General features: G+C 66.7%; 19 protein-coding genes and 1 pseudogene. 10 read left to right on the top strand and 10 right to left on the bottom strand.

The window, feature by feature from the left end; translation table 11 throughout:
- Positions 1-68 precede the first annotated feature (68 nt).
- Positions 69-1,208: an MAB_1171c family putative transporter gene (locus OHA42_RS33700; RefSeq protein WP_406231941.1), complete on the top strand. Its 1,140-nt coding sequence runs from the start codon at positions 69-71 to the stop codon at positions 1,206-1,208.
- A gap of 108 nt (positions 1,209-1,316) precedes the next feature.
- Here the strand turns inward: OHA42_RS33700 and OHA42_RS33695 are convergent.
- Positions 1,317-2,423, bottom strand: a pseudogene (locus tag OHA42_RS33695) (transcription termination factor Rho, short form); the annotation flags it as partial.
- A 428-nt stretch (positions 2,424-2,851) separates the two neighbouring features.
- Here OHA42_RS33695 and OHA42_RS33690 point away from each other — a divergent pair.
- Positions 2,852-3,709, top strand: a complete 858-nt coding sequence (locus OHA42_RS33690) for a cyclopropane mycolic acid synthase family methyltransferase (RefSeq protein WP_406231940.1) — start codon at positions 2,852-2,854, stop codon at positions 3,707-3,709.
- Between the two features lie 27 nt (positions 3,710-3,736).
- Here OHA42_RS33690 and OHA42_RS33685 read toward each other — a convergent pair whose 3' ends face one another.
- The 4 genes from OHA42_RS33685 to OHA42_RS33670 form a co-directional block, all read right to left on the bottom strand.
- Positions 3,737-4,138 (bottom strand): PaaI family thioesterase, encoded by a 402-nt coding sequence (locus tag OHA42_RS33685; RefSeq protein ID WP_328404537.1) that lies wholly within the window; start codon positions 4,136-4,138, stop codon positions 3,737-3,739.
- 5 nt (positions 4,139-4,143) lie between these two features.
- Positions 4,144-5,355 carry an MFS transporter gene (locus tag OHA42_RS33680; RefSeq protein WP_406231939.1) on the bottom strand — a complete coding sequence of 404 codons (1,212 nt, stop codon included), beginning with the start codon at positions 5,353-5,355 and terminating at the stop codon, positions 4,144-4,146.
- Between the two features lie 155 nt (positions 5,356-5,510).
- Entirely contained in the window at positions 5,511-6,260 is a 750-nt protein-coding gene (locus OHA42_RS33675) for an SDR family oxidoreductase (protein WP_406231938.1), read from the bottom strand.
- 53 nt (positions 6,261-6,313) lie between these two features.
- Positions 6,314-6,685, bottom strand: coding sequence for a hypothetical protein (locus tag OHA42_RS33670; RefSeq protein WP_406231936.1), 372 nt, complete (start codon positions 6,683-6,685; stop codon positions 6,314-6,316).
- A 327-nt stretch (positions 6,686-7,012) separates the two neighbouring features.
- Between OHA42_RS33670 and OHA42_RS33665 the strand changes: the two genes are divergently transcribed.
- The 3 genes from OHA42_RS33665 (at position 7,013) to OHA42_RS33655 (ending at position 10,578) form a co-directional block, all read left to right on the top strand.
- Entirely contained in the window at positions 7,013-7,489 is a 477-nt protein-coding gene (locus OHA42_RS33665) for a sigma-70 family RNA polymerase sigma factor (protein WP_406231934.1), read from the top strand.
- Between the two features lie 197 nt (positions 7,490-7,686).
- Positions 7,687-9,441 (top strand): N-acetylmuramoyl-L-alanine amidase, encoded by a 1,755-nt coding sequence (locus OHA42_RS33660; RefSeq protein ID WP_406231932.1) that lies wholly within the window; start codon positions 7,687-7,689, stop codon positions 9,439-9,441.
- 96 nt (positions 9,442-9,537) lie between these two features.
- Positions 9,538-10,578: a CobW family GTP-binding protein gene (locus OHA42_RS33655; RefSeq protein ID WP_406231930.1), complete on the top strand. Its 1,041-nt coding sequence runs from the start codon at positions 9,538-9,540 to the stop codon at positions 10,576-10,578.
- Positions 10,579-10,873: 295 nt separating this feature from the next.
- Here OHA42_RS33655 and OHA42_RS33650 read toward each other — a convergent pair whose 3' ends face one another.
- The 3 genes from OHA42_RS33650 to glp form a co-directional block, all read right to left on the bottom strand.
- A complete protein-coding gene (locus OHA42_RS33650) occupies positions 10,874-11,311 on the bottom strand; it encodes a molybdenum cofactor biosynthesis protein MoaE (RefSeq protein ID WP_406231928.1) in 438 nt (145 codons plus the stop codon).
- Entirely contained in the window at positions 11,298-12,380 is a 1,083-nt protein-coding gene (moaCB, locus tag OHA42_RS33645; protein WP_406231926.1) for a bifunctional molybdenum cofactor biosynthesis protein MoaC/MoaB, read from the bottom strand. Before moaCB ends, OHA42_RS33650 begins: the two co-directional genes overlap by 14 nt.
- A 78-nt stretch (positions 12,381-12,458) precedes the next feature.
- A complete protein-coding gene (gene glp, locus OHA42_RS33640) occupies positions 12,459-13,664 on the bottom strand; it encodes a gephyrin-like molybdotransferase Glp (RefSeq protein WP_406231925.1) in 1,206 nt (401 codons plus the stop codon).
- 139 nt (positions 13,665-13,803) lie between these two features.
- On the opposite strand from glp, the gene moaA reads away from it, so the two are divergent.
- On the top strand, positions 13,804-14,862 hold the full coding sequence (gene moaA / locus OHA42_RS33635) for a GTP 3',8-cyclase MoaA (protein ID WP_406231923.1): 1,059 nt from the start codon (positions 13,804-13,806) through the stop codon (positions 14,860-14,862).
- Positions 14,855-15,097, top strand: coding sequence for a MoaD/ThiS family protein (locus tag OHA42_RS33630; RefSeq protein WP_328404515.1), 243 nt, complete (start codon positions 14,855-14,857; stop codon positions 15,095-15,097). Before moaA ends, OHA42_RS33630 begins: the two co-directional genes overlap by 8 nt.
- A 324-nt stretch (positions 15,098-15,421) precedes the next feature.
- Here OHA42_RS33630 and nadE read toward each other — a convergent pair whose 3' ends face one another.
- Positions 15,422-16,246 carry an ammonia-dependent NAD(+) synthetase gene (gene nadE / locus OHA42_RS33625; RefSeq protein WP_406231921.1) on the bottom strand — a complete coding sequence of 275 codons (825 nt, stop codon included), beginning with the start codon at positions 16,244-16,246 and terminating at the stop codon, positions 15,422-15,424.
- Between the two features lie 6 nt (positions 16,247-16,252).
- Complete coding sequence (locus tag OHA42_RS33620) at positions 16,253-16,879, bottom strand: TetR/AcrR family transcriptional regulator (RefSeq protein WP_406239790.1); 627 nt, start codon at positions 16,877-16,879, stop codon at positions 16,253-16,255.
- A 130-nt stretch (positions 16,880-17,009) separates the two neighbouring features.
- Between OHA42_RS33620 and OHA42_RS33615 the strand changes: the two genes are divergently transcribed.
- From OHA42_RS33615 to nrdI, 3 genes are all read left to right on the top strand, one after another.
- On the top strand, positions 17,010-17,579 hold the full coding sequence (locus OHA42_RS33615; RefSeq protein WP_406231920.1) for an NAD(P)H-dependent oxidoreductase: 570 nt from the start codon (positions 17,010-17,012) through the stop codon (positions 17,577-17,579).
- A gap of 399 nt (positions 17,580-17,978) precedes the next feature.
- Positions 17,979-18,212, top strand: coding sequence for a glutaredoxin-like protein NrdH (gene nrdH / locus OHA42_RS33610; RefSeq protein ID WP_328404509.1), 234 nt, complete (start codon positions 17,979-17,981; stop codon positions 18,210-18,212).
- A 51-nt stretch (positions 18,213-18,263) separates the two neighbouring features.
- Positions 18,264-18,725 carry a class Ib ribonucleoside-diphosphate reductase assembly flavoprotein NrdI gene (gene nrdI, locus OHA42_RS33605; protein WP_379061380.1) on the top strand — a complete coding sequence of 154 codons (462 nt, stop codon included), beginning with the start codon at positions 18,264-18,266 and terminating at the stop codon, positions 18,723-18,725.
- Positions 18,726-18,747: the final 22 nt, after the last annotated feature.

Below are 18,747 nucleotides of genomic sequence, written 5' to 3'. Positions count from 1 at the left end.
GAACGCGCAGAGCGGTGTGGTCGGTATTCTGCACGAGCATCAGTTCCGCTGGACCGGGAGGTACAACGATGTGGATTCCGGTCACCGGATTCGTTGCCTGGCCGGTGATCGGTTACGTCACCGCTGTTCTGGTGGGTCGGCTGTTGTTCGTCCGGGAAACGATCGTCGATCGGCTGATGAATCGCACGTTCCTGTGGAGCCTCGCCGGGCTGCTGCTGTACCGCTGCACCATAACGCCCCAGATCGCCAGTCTGGCGAATCAGCTGGCGCTCGGCTGCGTTCTTCTCGCGATGACGAACCTGCACGGTATCGGCAAGTTCGGCGATACCGGCGGCGATCCGAGCACCGTATGGCGGCGTCAACGCTTCTACAGTGGCGTCGCGGTCGCCGCCGCCGTCGTGATACTGCTGGCCGGGACCTCCGCACGCCATGACGGCCGATTGCTGGACCTGCGCATGGACGGGGAGGGCATTGCCGTCGGATACGCGTTCGGGATTCCGCTGACGATCAACACCTTCGTGTTCTTCCGGGCAGGCATCCGCGAGCTTCGGCGCGGCGATCTGTCCGCGCGGGCGTCCGTCATCGGTTATGCCTTGGGTGTCGGCGTCATATACATGTGGCTCACCGAGGCGGTCTCGATCGCCCAAGCGAGCACCGGATGGCCTGCCCTGGGTCCGCAAATGCCGCGGATCGAGGCGGCAGTCACCCTGTGCGTCGCGTATTACGCCACGTTGACCGCCGTCCCGTTGGTCATTCTGCTGATCGCGAGGTCGGGCCTGGATCCTGCAGCGCGAGCCTGCCGTCGGCTGCAACCATTGTGGCGCGATCTCACCGCGGCCGTGCCGGAGATCGTGCTGTCCTCGGCTATGGATACGTCGAGGAATGCCGATGCTCGCCTGCTCCGCATGACCGTCGAGATACGCGATGCCCTGATGCACCTCGGGCCGCATCTCGCCGCCGCGAACTTCGCGCGCACCTGCGAGTCCGGATCGGAGTCGGAGCCGATCCAGTACGCCCACCGTCTTGCACATGCGGTGCACGCCAGGCGAAGTGGGCTCACAGCGGAGCATTCGGGAAGTGCACGGCGGCCACTACTGACCGCCCAAGACTTCGACACCGAGCTACGGCACTTGCTCGACCTGGCCCGCGTCTGGCCTGTGGCTCGCGCGGCGGAGCGGACCGGCGTGCAGTCGCGGGTCGGAACGTAAACGCCCGGTCGTCCCTGCATCCCCCTCCGAATGCAGGCCCGACCGGGCTGAGACAAACAATGCCTCGGGGGGCTTGACATGCGCTTAAAGGAGCCTTAAAAGCGTCCGTCAGCGGCGGGGAGTGTTGAGCTGAGTGAGGAACTCGGCGTTGGTCGGGGCCTTGCGTAAGCCTTCCAGCAGCAGATCGATGGCCTGCTGGCCGTCTACCGCGGTGAGTGTCCTGCGCAGCAGATGGGTGGCCGTCAATTCCGTTGGAGTGAGCAGCAATTCGTCCTTGCGGGTGCTGGACTGGGCGATATCGATGGCGGGAAAGACGCGGCGGCCTGCGGTGGCGCGGTCCAGTTTCAGTTCGGCGTTGCCGGTGCCCTTGTATTCCTCGAAGATCACCGTGTCGGCCAGCGATCCGGTTTCCACCAGGGCGGTGGCAATGATGGTGAGCGAGCCGCCGTGCTCGATATTGCGCGCCGCACCGAGGAATCGTTTCGGCGGAGCGAGTGCGGTGGCGTCGACGCCGCCGGAGAGTACGCGGCCCGAGGACGGGGCGGCGTTGTTGTAGGCGCGGGCGAGGCGGGTCAGCGAGTCGAGCAGGACGACCACGTCACGGCCCATCTCGACCAGCCGTTTGGCTCGTTCGATGGCGAGTTCGGCGAGCGCGATGTGCTCGCGGGGCGCGCGGTCGAAGGTGGCGGCGGCGACCTCGGCGGGCACCGACCTGGTCAGGTCGGTGACCTCCTCGGGACGCTCGCCGACCAGCACCAGCATCAGTTCGCACTCCGGATGGTTCTTCGCGATGCCGTGCGCGATGGCTTGCAGCACAGAGGTTTTGCCCGCCTTCGGCGGTGCGACGACGAGTGCGCGCTGCCCCTTGCCGATGGGCATGACGAGGTCGGTGACCCTGGTTGTCATGGCATGCGGTTCGGTCTCGAGGCGCAGGCGCTGATTCGGATAGATCGGGACCAGATCGGCGAAGTCCGGCCGAGATTGTGCGCGACGCGGGTCCTGCCCGTTGACCGTCTCGATCAGGTGCAGCGGGTCGAGTTTGTCACCGCGCGTGCCGGGCTGAGCGGTGCCGATGATGAAATCGCCACGGCGCAAACCGTATTCGCGGATCAGTCGGGGCGGGACGTGGATATCGCGTGGTCCAGACAGGTAGCCGTCCACACGCAGGGCGGCGTTGCGGTCCTCGACGATGTCGAGGATGCCGCGCACGGGGCGTTGTTGCTGCTGTCCGGGCTCGCTCACCGCGATCCCGTCGGGTGCAAAAGTGTTGTTGTTCATGGTGTTTCTTTCTGAATGGTGTGTGTGGGTACGGCGAACGGCCGTAACAGGCAGCGGTCGAATGCACGCTGCGAGGAAGATCGCTTGCTTCCGAGGGAAACGATTTCGAGGCGGCCGAATGGGCCGATACGGAAAAGGAATCTCAAAATGTCTCGGTGGGAGGTACTCCTACATCCACCGCAGAGACACCGGCGACAGTACACGCTCGAACGTCTGTGCGCAATTGATCAAGGTCACAGCCTGGCTACGGAAGGCGGCCGCGGTGGTCGGCTCGGGCACGGATTCACAACTTTCGCCGAATTCTGAGAACGGCTCGACGGTGTGTTGCGCTTTAGTCTGTGACCGGAGCTGGAAGGAGATGCGCGATGACCGACCTCAAACCGTTCTACCAGCAAGTTCAGGCGCACTACGACGTGTCCGACGAGTTCTACCAGCTGTTTCTCGACCGATCGATGACCTACAGCTGTGCGTATTTCGAGCGCGACGACCTGACGCTCGAGCAGGCCCAGCTCGCCAAGATCGACCTCGCGCTCGGCAAGCTGGGCCTGGAACCCGGCATGACGCTGCTCGACGTCGGATGTGGCTGGGGCGCAACGATGTTTCGTGCGGCGCAGCAGTACGGCGCGAAGGTCGTCGGGCTCACGCTGAGCCGCAACCAGTTCGAGCATGTCCGATCGGAGATCGACCGGCGGGGCCTCGCGGACGTGGAGATTCGGCTGCAGGGCTGGGAGGAATTCGAGGGCAACGCCGACCGGATCGTCAGCATCGGCGCGTTCGAACATTTCCGCCGCGAGCGGTATCCGGCGTTCTTCGAGGTGTGCCATCGAATGCTGCCGCCCGACGGCCGGATGCTGCTGCACACCATCATCGGGCACACCCTTGCCGACCTGCGGCGCATGAAGATTCCGGTGACGCGGGAGGATGCGCTGTTCCAGATCTTCGTCAAGCGACACATCTTCCCCGGCGGGCAGTTGCCGCAGGCCCCCGAGGTGACCCGGTTCGCAGGCCGGGCCGGGCTCGGCACCGAGCGGATCGATGCGCTACGGCTGCACTATGCGCGCACCCTCGACCTGTGGGCGCAAGCGCTACGACACCGGCACGACGATGCGGTGCGGATCGCGTCGGAGGAGGTCTACGAGCGGTATATGAAGTACCTCACCGGGTGTGCGGTGTGCTTCCGTAAGGGGAATATCGACGTCATGCAGTTCACGCTGGTGAAGTAGGCCGCGGGCGTCGGCCCGCGGCACCGATCACAGAACCGCTTGGGTCTGCGTCACCTTCGCGACGAGTTTGTCTGCGGCATCGTGGATTTCGGTCTCGACCACGATGAACGAACGCCCCGCGTGCAGCGGCCGTGCGGAGGCGATCGCATGACCGGATCGCACGGCCCGCAGGAAGTTCGTCTTCGACTCGACGGTCGTCGTCCCCTGCTTGCCCTCGGGCAGATTGAGGAATGCGCACACCGCGGCGGTCGAGTCCGCCAGCGACATCAGCACACCGCCGTGCAGCACACCGCCCAGCGTGCACAGCGACTCGTCCCATGCGATCCGACTGCGCACCAGCCCCGGCCCATGCTCGAGCACTTCGACCCCCAGCCGTTCGGTGAACGGCATGGACTGATGGAAAAGCTTGGTGCCCGTCTCATCGATCATGGTTCTCAGCTTGCCCGATGGGTCCGTCTTACGTCGATTACCCCTGAGGTAATGACGAGCACGAGCAGGGCGGTCGCACCGCCGAGCAGCATCACCGTCGACGGTGTGGTGCGGTCCACGATCACACCGCCGACCAGCGCGCCGAGGGAGAATGTCGCCTGGAAAGAAGCGGTGAACAGCACCGAGGACACTTCCGCTGTGCTGTGCACCGCGGCGGCAAACCAGGTCTGCAAGGCCACCGGCACCGCGCCGTACCCGATACCCCAGAGGATCAGCAGTAGTGCCGCACCTATTTCCCATCGCCCCAGCAGCGGCAGCGCCAGCGTCGCACAGGCCATCAGCGTCGCCGCACCACCGAGCGTGGTGCGTGGGCGGCGGGCGACCAGCGCGCCGCCGAGGAAGTTGCCGAGGATGCCCGCGACGCCGTAGATCAGCAGCAGCATCGTGATGGTGGCCGCACCGACACCGGTGACCTGTTCCAGAAACGGCGTCACGTAGGTGTAGGTGCCGAACTGCGCCAGTACCACGAAAAATGTTGCCAGCAGGGTGGATCGAATGCCGCTGCCATGGAGCCCGGCCCGCAATGTCGACAGGCGAACGGCCTGGACGGCAGGAAGCGGTGGCAAGGCGATCAGCAGCAACAACAGCACTCCGGCCGACAGGATGCCCAGCACCACGAATGCCGCGCGCCAGCCGGCGAGGCTGCCGACGAGGGTGCCCGCGGGCACGCCGAGCACTGAACCCAGCGGAACCGATGAGAAGATCACCGCCGTTGCGCGGGCAGCCGACTCCGGTGGCACCAGTCGTCCAGCCAGCCCGGCCGCGATCGACCAGTACCCGCCGATCGTGATGCCGATCAGCACCCGGGAGACCAACACGAGCCAGAAGTCGGGCGCAATCGCGGCGACGGCATTGGCCAGCACCAGCATGAGCGTGCAGGCGCACAACAGCAGCTTGCGGTCGATGCGCGCCGCCGCCACGGTGATCAGGGGCGCGGCCACGGCGGCGAGCAGGCCGGGCATGGTCATCATCAGCCCGGCCATGCCGTCGGAGATGGTGAAGTCGGCGCCGATCGAGGTCAGCAATCCGATCGGCAGGATCTCGGTCGTGACGATCGAGAAGATGCCGAGCATGACGGCGAGGACCGCGAGCCAGCGCAGCAACGGCGATCGGATTGCCATGGTGTGGGGTTCGGGGGAGACCAGGACGGTGGACATGCGATCCAGTTCAGCGATCGCGGCCGACGATTTCCGGCGGGATTACGACATCACCGTGCCTTGCAGGTCAGGGGGTATGTGACACCAACGCCGATGCCCGGCGGCTGACGGGGGGAGTGGGCGTCACCCGCCGGGCATCGGCGTATCGGAGGAGTTCAGCCGATTCGAGCGACCACTGAACCCGGCAGACGTGGCAGCACCAGATCGATCAGGCGCCACGGCCATCCCGGCACGCAGGCCCGGGTCCTTTCTCGCTCGATCGCGCTCACCATCGCCGCGACACCCTTGTCCAGTGGCGCCACCATCCGTGCATCGCCCGCTTTGGCGGCCATGTCGGTGGCGATGAAACCGGGCAGCAGGGTCGTCACGGCGATCGGTGATTTCGCCAGGTCCACCACGAGCGCCTCGCCGAGCGCCGCCAGTCCGGCCTTGCTCGCCGAGTAGGCGGCCTTCTTTCCCGGGAGCCCGCGCACCGCGCTCATCGAAGACACCAGCACCAGGTGCCCGGAGTTCTGCGCGCGGAAGATTTCGAGCGCCGCCTCGGTCTGGGCGAGCGCGCTGACGAAATTCGTTGTCGCGGTGGCGAGATTGGCGTCGGCGCGCCCGCTGCCGATCACCGCGCCCTTGCCGATGCCCGCATTCACGATCACCCGGTCGAGGCCGCCGAGTTCATCGCGCAGCTCGCCGAACACCCGCGGCACCGCAGCGTGATCATCGACATCCAACGCGCGGACCGCGACTGTAATCCCTGGATGTGCCGCGACGAGCTCGTCGCGCAACGACTCCAGCGCGTCGACTCGCCGCGCGCACAGTGCCATGTTGCGTCCCTTGGCCGCGAAGTCCCGCGCCATCGCCGCGCCGAGCCCGGCGCTCGCGCCGGTGATCAGAATCTTGCTCCTCGTCATGGATGCCGACCCTAGCCAGACGAGTCGATAGGCAGTCGATCGGTCGCGCTGGTTCAGCCGCCGAACGAACCGGTCCGTGCCGGCTGGGGCAGCATGCGCCATGGGCCGCAGCTCACGGTCTTGAAGGCGACGTCGGTAGCTTTGATCTCGGCGCGCACCGGCGTGAGCCGGGTGAAGTCGTTGTTGATGATGTAGTGCTGGTCGGTGTTGTCGCCCTCCACCTTGCGCAACCGCCGCCAATCGCAGCCGTTGGCCTGGTCCGGGGTGCCGGGGGCCTCCCAGATGCCGGGAAGAATGTCGATGCCGACCAGGTAGAGGCCGTCCCCGGGCATGGTGCTGGCTGGGGCGGCGGCGGCGGTGCCCGAGCCCAGCAGTGTCACCGCAGAGGCCATGGCTCCCGCGATCATGAGCGTGCTTGCACGCATGGCGATTTCTCCTCGAATCGTGCTCTTGCCGCCCGTGAGCAGCTGACCTGCGGGGATCCCCGAATCTCCCGGGCAAGATCTACCAGAGTCGGTGATGGATTTCGGCTGAATCGGAGATTTCCATCACGGCGACAACATCCTGCGTATCACCCGGTGACGGGCGGAATTGCGCGGAATCCACATGCGACGGGCGTTGTCACCCGGCGTTGTCGCCGCGATATCTGTTGTATGAGAAGTATTCGGCCGGTTACCGGTATCGCGGACCGGCGTCCCGTCTGTGGGGACCGTTGTGCGCGGCTGTGTACGAATGACGGCATTGCCACGGTATTGACCGCGGATCGAGCGCTGCTGCACTGGCGGGCGATGCGTGGACTCGGCGACTCCGGCCTTGCCGAACAGGCCGTCCAGGAGACGCTGCTGCGGGCGTGGCGTTCGTGTGCCCAGTTCGACGCGGGTAAAGGCACTGTTCGCACCTGGCTGCTGGCGATCCAGCGCAACGTGATGATCGATATCGGCCGTGCCCGCGCGGCCCGTCCCGGCGACACCGGATGGGACGAGGTCGCGGAGCTCAGCGATATCCGCTACGCCGACCCCGACTTCTCCGAGGGCATTGTCGATGGGCTGCTGGTTGCGCAATTGCTCGCGCGGCTGCCCGAGTCGCAACGTGAGGCGGTGGTGGAGGTGATCCTGCGCGACCGGGCGTATCAGGATGTGGCCGACGACATCGGCGTACCGGTCGGCACCGTGAAGACTCGGGTGCACTATGCCTTGCGTTCGCTGCGGCGGTTGCCGATCGGTGCCTGAGCGGGCGCTGCGCGGGTTCTCGCGGTCGCGGCACGGCCTGGTTGCGGCGGTCTGATCAGGCACGATTGCCTGCTGCGATGGTCACATTTCGGTAACGGAGCTTGCTTTGCTGGCGCTGGCGTTGCAAGAGTTAACCACTGGGTTTGGTGTTACTAGTGGGAAGGGAGGGGCGCTCCATTCCGGAGCGCCGACCGAACATGAAGCCAAGCATCATCAAGGCCGGTTTCTGCAGCGCCGTCACAGCGGCGGTGGCAGTGACGCTCTCCGGGCTGGTCCCGGTCACCGCACACGCCGATCCGGCGTCACCGGAAATGGCCAGCAAGCTCGCAGGCAAGACGGTATTCCTCGACCCGGGCCATCAGGGGTCGAATCACTCGGAAAACTTGGCGCGGCAGGTGGACAACGGCCGCGGCGGCACCAAGGATTGCCAGACCACCGGCATGACCACGGTGAACGGCATACCTGAGCACACCATCAACTGGAACGTGGCGCAGCTGGTGAAAACCTCGCTGGAGAGTCTCGGCGCGCGGGTGGTGCTCAGCCGTCAGGACGACACCGGTTGGGGCGGCTGTGTCGACGAACGGGCAAAGGCCGCCAATCAATCCGGTGCCAATGTCGCGGTGAGCATCCACGCCGACAGCGCCCCCGCGCAGTTCCGTGGCTTCCACGTCATCATTCCGGAGTTGCCGATTCCCGACGCGAAGGCGGATCAAGTCCAGGCGGGCCCGGGTCGGGCAGCCTCGAAGTCGGTGCGCGACGCGTACTTGAAGGAGGGTTTCCCCTCCGCCGCCTACGCGGGTGTGCAGGACGGTCTGCAGACCCGCGCGGACGTGGCGGGTCCCGCGCTGACCACGGTGCCCGATGTGTTCGTCGAGATGGGCAACGGCGGCAATACCGAAGACGCTGCGCTGCTGGAGAGTTCGGACGGGCAGCTGAAGCACGCCATCACCATCACCACCGGATTGGTCGGCTATCTGCTCGGTGCGCCGTCGCCGGTGGGGCAGACCGGTTCGGCCGTCGACCGTCCGGCCGCGGTGCTCTCGCCGAGCACGCCGCACGTGCAGTCCGCGCCGAAGGTCCAAGCGGTGCCGCAGGCCGCGCCGCAGGCTCAAGCTGCACCGCAGGCTCAGGCTGCGCCGCAGGCTCAGGCTGCGCCGCAGGCTCAGGCTGCGCCGCAGGCTCAGGCTGCGCCGCAGGCTCAGGCTGCGCCGCAGGCTCAGGCTGCGCCGCAGGCTCAGGCTGCGCCGCAGGCTCAGGCTGCGCCGCAGGCTCAAGCTGCGCCGCAGGCTCAAGCTGCGCCGCAGGCTCAAGCTGCGCCGCAGGCTCAAGCTGCGCCGCAGGCTCAAGCTGCGCCGCAGGCTCAGGCTGCGCCGCAGGCTCAGGCTGCGCCGCAGGCTCAGGCTGCGCCGCAGGCTCAGGCCGCGCCGCAGGCTCAGGCCGCGCCGCAGGCTCAGGCCGCGCCGCAGGCTCAGGCCGCGCCGCAGGCTCAGGCCGCACCGCAGGCTCAGGCCGCACCGCAGGCTCAGGCCGCACCGCAGGCTCAGGCCGCACCGCAGGCTCAGGCCGCACCGCAGGCTCAGGCCGCACCGCAGGCTCAGGCCGCACCGCAGGCTCAGGCCGCACCGCAGGCTCAGGCCGCGCCGCAGGCTCAGGCCAACCCAAGGGTACGGAAGATACGGCCCGCACTTGTGCCGAACGCACCACAGGCCGTTCCTGATTCGCCGCAGTCGCAGACATCGCCGCAGTCACCGACTGCGCCACAAGCGCAGGGCACCGCGCCCGGCAAGACAGCGCCAGGTGCGACCACCTCGTTGAGAGGGCTCGTCGGCACGGTCATGCAGATGTTGCTCCCGCTGGCCAGGTCGCTCGGTATGGACAACACGGCGGTCACCTCGGAGCTGATCAACCTGGCCTACACCCTGGCCAGCGTGCTGCTCGGCCCGTCCAAATAGTCCGCATACCGCAGCCGAACGCCACCCCCGCCACTTGCCGGGGGTGGCGTTCGGTCGTGCGGTGATGTGTCGCGGGCGCGCACTAAGGTGGGCCGGGTGGCTGACCGGATTCCAGTTCTGATCGTCGCCGGATTCCTCGGATCCGGGAAGACGACGCTGCTCAACCACCTGCTGCGCAACAACCGGGGCACGCGGATCGGCGTGGTGGTCAACGACTTCGGCGCCATCAATATCGATTCGATGTTGGTCGCCGGACAGGTCGACGCGATGGTGTCACTCGGCAACGGATGTGTCTGCTGTGCGGTGGACGTCAGCGAGCTCGACGAACTGTTCACCCGGCTGGCGGAGCCGCGCGCCCGGATCGATGTGATCGTGGTCGAGGCCAGTGGTCTCGCCGAACCGCGCAACCTCATTCGGATGGTGGTCGGCAGTGAGAACCCGCGTATCCGGTACGGCGGGCTCGTCGAGGTCGTCGATGCCGAACAGTTTCCGGCCAGCCGGGCACAACACCCCGAGCTCGCCGCACATCTGCGGCTCGCCGATCTGGTCGTGGTCAACAAAGCCGATCGGGTGCCACGGGCGGACTTGGAGCAGTTGCGGCAGGAGATCGCCGAGCAGATCGGGCACGTGCCGGTGTACGCGACCACCCACGGCCGCATAGATCCCGGGCTGCTGTTCGACGAGCCGATGCGCGAAGCACCGCGCGTCGCCGAGCAATTGAGCTTCGACGAGCTGCTTCTCGACCACGACCACGACCACGACGCGCACGACGACCACCGGCACCTACACGACGACTACACCAGTGTGAGCTTCACCAGCGAACGGGAACTGGACCCCCGCCGCCTCATCGGATTCCTGGAGGACCCGCCACCCGGCCTGTTCCGCGCGAAGGGCTTCGCCGCGTTCGGCGTCGCCGCGGAGCGCCGGAAGTTCGTCCTGCACATGGTGGGCAACCACATCGTGTTCGAACCGGACACCTGGCGCCGCGGCGAGCCGCGCACCACCCAGTTGGTACTCATCGGCGCGGGGCTGCCCACCGAGACGGCGCTGCGGCGATTGCACGAGACGGTGCACACGGCCGCGGAGCCGCTCGATCCACAGACCATGCTCGGCGTCTGGCGCTACACGCCGCACTGAGTTCATGTCTGCGCGCCACCACATCCAGCGATACATTCCGGTCCGCGAGCGCGTCAGCCAGGGCGGACGCGACTCGCTGCGGCCACGCGCTCGCCAGCGGCGGCGGTGGTGGCAGCGCTTCGGCGAGCGGTTGCAATACCGCGGCAAGTATGGGGTCGCTGGTGGTCAGCGGTATTTCCATGTCGGTGGCCCGCAACGTCATCGCCTCCGCCGGGGCATCGAATTCGATGGCGGTGGTGCCGAATACCTCGGTGAAGGTGTCCATCTTGCTCGGCGCCGTTAAATCCGGGACCACTCACCCGCAGGCGTTGACCCATTCCGATAGGCCGTCGGCAAACAACTGGCGCTTCCAGATCGGTACCTCGTGTTTGATCCGGTCCACCAATTCCGCACAGGCGGCGAACGCCTCGGCGCGATGCGGCGCCGCGACCGCGACGACGATCGCGAGATCGCCGACGGCCAGCGCACCGATGCGGTGCACGGCGGCGACCGGAAGGCCGGAGGATGCGGCCAGCTCGGTGCAGCAGTTCCGCAGGAACCGTTCGGCTTCGGGATGGGCCGAGTATTCCAGCGCGGAAACGGCTTGTCCGCCATCGTGATTGCGGACCTTGCCGGTGAACACCACGACGGCCCCGTGCTCGGGTCCCGTGACCGCCGCCTCGACCTCCGCGGGATTCAGCGGCTGATCGCTGATGGCCGCGAGGCGCACGGCCGCGTGTTCACTGGTTGTCATGGCTGCCGCCTCCTGCGACTTGCGCGAGCAGATGATCCAAGAGCGGCTCGAGCACCGCCATACCGTCTTTCACTCCGCCGGGCGAACCGGGCAGGTTCGCGATCACCGAGCGGCCCGCCAATCCCGCGACGCCGCGACTGAGCGCGGCGAGGGGAAATTTCGCCGTGCCGCGCTGCCTGATCGCTTCGGCAACACCGGGTAGTTCGCGATCGATGACGGCCAGCGTCGCCTCCGGCGTCGCATCGGTGGGGGAGGCGCCGGTTCCACCGGTGGTGATCACCAGCGCCGGCGCGAGGCGCAGCGCGTCGGCGAGGCCGACGGCGATCTCGGCGTCGGCGTAGACCAGTGGTCCGCGTACCGCGAAGCCGAGTTCGGTGAGCCATTGCATGAGCACGGGCCCGGTAGAGTCGATTCGGCTACCCGCCGCGACGCCGGTCGAGGCGACCACCACCACGGCCGAGCGGGGCTCGGCATCCGAAATAGCTTGCTGCGCTGTGTCACTCGGAATCTCGGTCGCGTGGGCTGTGTCGGATACCTGCTGCAGGTCGCTTTCAGCGGGCGGGACCGGTCCTGCCGCACGGGATTGCGCCGCTTCGTCATCGGCACGTACCCAATGTCCGTGCTTCCCACCTTCTTTGGTGAGTAGTCGCACGCCGTTGAGGGTCGCGGCGGGGTCGACCGCCTTCACCATGTCGTGCAGGGTGAGCCCGGCGACGGCGACCGCAGTGAGGGCCTCCATCTCGACGCCGGTGGGGCCCTTGGTCTTCGCGGTGGCCTCGATCGTGATGGTGGTGTCGGTGAATGCGAACTCGACCTTGACCGACGAGAGCGCGAGCTGATGGCAGAGCGGGATGAGCTCCGAGGTCTTCTTCGCGCCCGCAATGCCCGCGATCCTGGCCGTGGACAGCACATCGGCCTTCGGCATGTCGTCGGCTCGCACCAGCGCCACCACCTCGGCAGTGGTCTGCAGCTCACCGGCCGCGACCGCGATCCTGGTGGTGTCGGCCTTCGCGCTCACATCGACCATGCGGGCGCGGCCCTCGCGGTCGACATGGGACAACTCACTCATGATGTCCACATTGACACAGCGGTGCCGCGGCGGGCGAAGGGACCTCCGCGCCACCGTCTCGTGACCGGGCGTCGGCGTTCACAGCGATCGGACGAGTACGGTCGCGCCGGCCGGGACCGAGGTCGCCTCCGCCGGGATATCGATCAGTACCTCCGCCCATGCCATTCCGGCGATGAGGTGCGATCCCGGGCCGGAGACGGCCTCGACGCCCGCGTCGGTCACCCGGCCACGCAGGAACTGCCGCCGCCCCGACGGCGATTTCACCGGTTCCAGCAGCGGCAATTCACGGGTGCAGACCTCGGGCAGTCCCGCAAGCCGGCGCAGGATCGGCCTGGCGAACACCTCGAAGGACACCATGGTGCTGACCGGATTGCCGGGGAAGCTCAGTATCGGAACGCCGTCGACGACGGTCAGGCCCTGTGGGCCGCCCGGCTGCACCGCGATCGAGCCGAATTGCCCGCCGAGCGGTTGCAGCACCTCCTTGACCACTTCGAAATCGCCCTTGGACACGCCGCCGGAGGTGAACACGATATCGGCGGATTCCGTTGCGGCAGTAAGCAATCGGCGGAACGCTCCGGGGTCGTCGGTACTGTGCTCGACGGCGGTGACCAGCACACCGTTCGCGGTCAGCGCCGCGGCGAGTGCGATGCCATTGGAGTTGTAGATCTGCCCCGGCTGCAGTGGCGTCCCGGCGGGGACGAGCTCGTCGCCGGTGGTCAGCACCGCCGCGCGGATGGGCCGCAATACCGGCACCGAGGGCAGACCGACGGCGGCAAGTGCCGCGATATGCCTGGGTGCGAGCCTGGTTCCGGCCGCAACCAGCAGCTCGCCGGTGCGCACGTCGGTGCCGGGCTCCCGCACGAATTCGCCTGCGCTGCGGCCGCGTTCGATGGTCACCGTCGCGCCGTCGGCGTGCACGTCCTCCACCGGAACCACGCAGTCCGCGCCGGGCGGAATCGGCGCACCCGTCATCACCTTCATCGCGGCGCCGGGTGGCAACGGCGTCGCACCGGGATTGCCTGCCGCGACGACACCCGCGACCGGCAGTACCACCGGGGCGACCACGACGGACTCCGACCGCACCGCGTACCCGTCCATAGCGGAGTTGCGGAAGACCGGCAGGTCGACCGGCGAGTGGACATCCGCGGCCAGCTGCCTGCCCAGCGCCGCGGGCACTGGGGCGGATTCGGCCGTGCGCGCCGCCAGCGGTCGCAGCAGCTGTTCGATGGCGTCCCGGTAGTCGTCGACGGACCGGACCTGGGACGTGGCGGGCCGAGAGGTCATGCGGTCAGCCTAATCGCCGACCCCATCGAGTTCTCTTGTCGCTTCGCACGAACGCTCACGCGCTGATCTCGGTGTTTGTGAGGTCGAGTTGGTGTGGTCCGGCCCTAGGCGACGCTGGTAGAGCGGTCATAATAGAGAGGTGACGTTGGTCCAGATGGGGATTCCCGCCGTGCGGTCTGGGCGGCCCTCGCTCGATGGACGCCCCGACACGCCGTTCCTGGTGGACCGATTCGGTCGTACCGCCCGCGATCTGCGGGTGTCTATCACCGAGAAATGTTCACTGCGCTGCACATATTGCATGCCCGAGGAGGGGCTGCCGGCGATTCCGCACGAGGAGTTGCTGACCGTCGAGGAGATCGTGCGGCTGGTCGCGCTGGCCGTGCGGGAACTCGGGGTGCGCGAGGTGCGCTTCACCGGCGGCGAGCCGCTGCTGCGGCGCGACCTCGAACGGATCATCGCCGGGTGTCATGAACGCTTACCCGGGACCCCGCTGGCCATGACGACCAACGGTGTCGGTCTCGCCCATCGCGCGCGCGGTCTGGCGGCGGCCGGGCTGAGTCGGGTGAATGTTTCGCTGGATACCGTCGACCGGCTCGGCTTCGCCAAGCTGACTCGCCGCGACCGCCTCGAGTCGGTCTTCGCAGGCATTCGCGCGGCACGGGACGCGGGCCTGGCACCGATGAAAGTGAACGCTGTTCTGATGCGCGAAACCCTGCCCGGTGCGGCCGATCTGCTGCGCTGGTGTCTGGACGAGGAGTGTGAGCTGCGCTTCATCGAGGAGATGCCGCTCGACGCCGACCACGAGTGGGCGCGCGCCAATATGGTGACCGCCGCCGAACTCCTCGATGTGCTCGGCGCCCGCTTCGACCTCACCGCGGCAGGCCGGTCGGACCCGTCGGCCCCCGCCGAAACCTGGCTGGTCGACGGCGGCCCCGCGACAGTCGGCATCATTGCCACCGTCACCCGCAAGTTCTGCGACACCTGTGACCGCACCCGCCTCACCGCCGACGGCATGCTCCGTTCCTGCCTGTTCAGCGACCAGGAATTCGATCTGCGCCAGGCATTGCGCTCCGGCGCCGACGATATCGAGATCGCCACCATCTGGCGCGGTGCCATGTGGAACAAATGGGCAGGCCACGGCATCGACGCCGACGACTTCGTCCCCCCGGAACGCACGATGGGAGCCATCGGTGGTTGAGATCCGCTATTTCGCCGCAATCGCCGACGCCGTCGGCAAAGACAAGGAAACCCTCGACTTCCCCGCTGACGCAACCATCGCGGACCTGCGCACCACCCTGGCCGAGTCCTACGGCCCCAACCTGGACAAAATGCTCGCCGTCTGCGCCTACCTGATAGGCGACGAACTAACCCGCGACCCCTCCACCCCCCTCACGCCCCGCGTGGATGTCCTGCCCCCCTTCGCAGGCGGCTGAAAGCCCGCCCCCCACTCTCACCCCAGCACGAGCCACCAACCGGCCCCGCCCCCACCCGCATCATTCCCCGCTGATGGCAGTCACAACATTCACAAGCCGCGCGAGCGCAGTGAAATGGCGGCTCCCACCCCCCGAACCAACCACCATTCGACTACCCTCGCCACCGAAAATGCTTGGAACGCAACCACAGCCAGTCCTCGGCTTCCAGCGTGAGGACTGGCTGTGGTTGCGTTCTCGGACCTTCCTGACCCGGCAACCATCAGCCATTCCCCGATCTCGGCGGCCGCCGCGTCCGTGTCGGAGCTGTGGAATGCGGTGTGGTTGTCAGCGCCACCAGGTGTCGAGGGGGGTGACCGGGACGGTGCGCTTGTGGTGGGTGTTCTGGAAGATCGTTTCCAGTTTGGCGGCGACCTCGGGGGTGACGTCTTTGCCTTCGAGGTAGTCGTCGATCTCGGTGTAGCGCAGGCCGAGCGCTTCCTCGTCGGGGAGGGCGGGGCGGTCGTCTTCCAGATCGGCCGTGGGGACCTTGGACCAGATGCTGGCGGGTGCGCCGAGCTCTTGGAGGAGGGCGGCGCCCTGGCGTTTGGTGAGGCCGGTGAGTGGGGTGATATCGACACCGCCGTCGCCGTATTTGGTGAAGAAGCCGGTGACCGCTTCCGCGGCGTGGTCGGTGCCGACGACAAGCAGGTTCTGCTGGCCCGCGATGGCGTACTGGATGACCATGCGTTCGCGCGCCTTGATGTTGCCGCGGACGAAATCGCGCAGGTCGGGCACACCGAGACTGCGCGCGGTCTCGGCGGCGACCGCATTCGCGCCGGGTCGGACATTGACCGCCACCGAGCGGTCGGGCTGCACGAACTTCATCGAGATCCTGGCGTCGGCCTCGTCGGCCTGCACACCGTAGGGCAGCCGCACCGCGACGAAAGTGGCCTCGACGCCATCGGCGCGCAGCTCCTCGGCGGCCAGCTGGCACAGCCGCCCGGCCAGCGCGCTGTCCTGGCCGCCACTGATGCCGAGCACGAAACCTGTTGCGGGGGTAACACGCAAGTAGTCCTTGAGGAAATCGATGCGGCGACGCACCTCGATCTTCGGTTCGATGCTCGGTTGGACGCCTAGTTCAGAGATGATCTGTTCACGCAAGGACTGCATGGCAGCTCACTCTACTGGTGATTGCGGTGTGACAACCCGCCGAACGAGCGCTGCCCAGTTGTCGCCGATCTGTTCGCGCGAGTAGCCGAGGGCGTGCATCTGGTGCATCACCAATGCCGCGCTGAGCGCACCGAGTAGCGCGTCGGCGAGCAGTGGGATGTCGCCGGTGACCTCGGCCTGCCGCAGCAGCATCGACACGTGGGCCTTGAGCAACAGGTAGGGCGGTCCGGAGAACCGTTCGCCGGTCTCGGCCGCGCGATACAGCTCGCCCTCGACCTCGATGTCGAGTAGTCGAGCCCGGCCGAAGGCGATCAGCCGGTCCTGCGGTGGTGCGCCGGGCCCGAGGGGCGGGGGCCCGTACATGAACCCCTGCTGATACTTGACCTCGGAATGGTCGAGCAGGGCCGTCATGAGCCCCGCCCGGTTGCCGAACCGGCGGAAAACGGTGCCCTTTCCGACGCCCGCCCGTTTGGCGAGCGCGTCCATGGTGAGGCTGTCCACCCCTTGTTCGCGCACCAGTTCTTGTGCCGCGTCCAGCAGTAGTCGCCGGTTACGGGCGGCATCGGCGCGTTCGGTCGGCTCGAGCGTGCCGAGCAGGGGCGCGCCGACGCCGAGCAGCGGACGCTCGGGCATCGACCCGCTCGGCGGGTGTGTGCTGTAGCTCACAAAACCCTCATCGTCTCCAAGGAATGAAATCGGACCGTGGTCCGGTTAGTGTCTCATGAAAGCCCGGACACCAACATTCAGTACACCAGGAGTCGTCATGAGTCAGACCCGGATCCTTACTCTGGTCGGCAGCCTTCGTGCCGCATCCATCAATCGGCAGGTTGCCGAAGCTGCGGTGCAGACCGCGCCTGAGGGTGTCGAGGTCGCCATCTATGAGGGCCTCGCCGACATCCCCTTCTACAACGAAGATCTCGATGTTCCCGGTTCGGTGCCCGCCGCTGCCCAGGCGTTGCGTGACGCGGTCGCCGCATCCAACGGCCTGCTGCTGGTGACGCCCGAGTACAACGGCACACTGTCGGCCGTGTTGAAGAACGCGATCGACTGGGCTTCCCGTCCATACGGCGCGGGTGCACTGAAGGATCGGCCGGTGGCCGTGGTGAGTGGATCGATCAGCCCGAACGCGGGGCAGTGGGCGCACGCTGACGCGGTCAAGGCGCTCGGCGTCGCGGGCGCCAAGGTCGTGGAATCCGCACACCTGCACTTCGGCACCTTCGGCCAGCGGTTCGGCGATGCGCACCCGCGCGAGGATGCCGAGGCGCTCACCCAGCTGGCCGGCACGGTGCGCGAGCTCGTTGTCGCCGCACGCGAAGCGCTGGTTTCCGCCTGAGCTGCGGTAAGTCCGCAAGCTTTCCGAAAGGCCACCCTCCACTCGGTGGAGGGTGGCCTTTCGGTGTGTAAAGAAATGTTTGCTGAAAGAGAGCTACGGTACAAAATTGTGATCTGCGCCACGGTCGTGTCGGGTTGTGAATCGAGTGTCCTGGTACTTACCGCGTAGGAATTTCATCAATGTGGTTCGCAACATGTCGTGTTGTATGAATCTGTCGGCCACTAGGTGTAGTGTCTTCCGTACTGGAGAACGGCGCGAGGCCCGAGGCGAAAAGCATCGGTGCGAACCGGCTGAGCAGGGCTTTCGAAATCGGATCCAGGAGTTTGCGCAGCGTACGTCGGATCATGCACTGCATACGGATCACAGGCTGTGGATCAGGCATAGGAGAGAGGGACACCATTGACCATCACCGTGTACACCAAGCCCGCTTGCGTCCAGTGCAACGCGACCTACAAGGCCCTCGACAAGGTCGGGGTCGACTACGAGGTCATCGACATCTCCGAGAACGACGAGGCGCGTGACTACGTCATGGCCCTCGGCTACCTGCAGGCGCCGGTCGTCGTTGCCGGTGAGGATCACTGGTCGGGCTTCCGGCCGGATCGCATCAAGTCGCTCGCCACTGTCGCGGCCTGACGCTACCGATCGTTTTCCGTTCATCCGAATGATGGAAGAAGGGAGTCGGCCATGTCCGAAGGGACAGCGCTCGTCTACTTCTCCAGCGCTTCGGAGAACACACATCGTTTCGTCGAGAAGCTGGGTATCCCGGCAACTCGTATACCACTGCACACCGCCGATTCGCTGCGCGTAGACGAACCCTACGTGCTGATCGTCCCCACCTATGGGGGCGGTCGGCACGTACTGGGGGGAAACAGATCCGACAAGGATTTCGTGCCTCGGCAAGTCGCCAAGTTCCTCAACGATCCGCACAACCGCGCCCTGCTGCGCGGTGTCGTCGCGGCGGGAAACACGAACTTCGGCGATACGTACTGCTATGCGGGAGAGGTGATCTCACGCAAGTGCGGGGTGCCGTATCTGTATCGCTTCGAACTCATGGGAACCGCTGAGGACGTCGAGCGCGTCCGCGAGGGATTGGGATTGTTTTGGCAACAGCAACGACAGCACCGGCCGGAAAAACGGCTCGCTTAGAGCAGCCCCCGGTACGGGGCAC

This window comes from Nocardia sp. NBC_01009 (assembly GCF_045208035.1).
Lineage (GTDB): Bacteria > Actinomycetota > Actinomycetes > Mycobacteriales > Mycobacteriaceae > Nocardia.
The sequence above is the reverse complement of the archived record's forward strand: the minus strand, read 5'-3'. Positions and strand labels throughout refer to the sequence as shown.